Here is a 214-nt window from a genome sequence, read left to right as displayed (position 1 = left end):
CCAGCCCCGAGCTGTACGCCAAACTCTTGGGCGATTTCGTATTTGATTTGTTCCAACGCTTGTTCAATGCCTGGCACAAGCAGTTTGTTGCTTGAACGAGCCATATGAAATTCCTCCTTGATGGTTTTTTGATGAGGTATGATTAGTATGGACGACCGAACAAAGAGATATGGTTGGGAATTACAGGAGGAATTTTTCATCCTATTTCGCGCAG

At 44.4% G+C, this 214-nt stretch carries 1 protein-coding gene; it reads right to left on the bottom strand.

Annotated elements, in window-relative coordinates; genetic code table 11:
- On the bottom strand, window positions 1-104 hold a 104-nt coding region (locus I656_RS0117375; protein WP_033007071.1), incomplete at its 3' end, for a small, acid-soluble spore protein, alpha/beta type.
- Between the last annotated feature and the right edge of the window lie 110 nt (window positions 105-214).

It is taken from the genome of Geobacillus sp. WSUCF1 (assembly GCF_000422025.1).
Lineage (GTDB): Bacteria > Bacillota > Bacilli > Bacillales > Anoxybacillaceae > Geobacillus > Geobacillus zalihae.
Note: the sequence above shows the minus strand (reverse complement) of the source record. Positions and strands in the feature narration are given on the sequence as shown.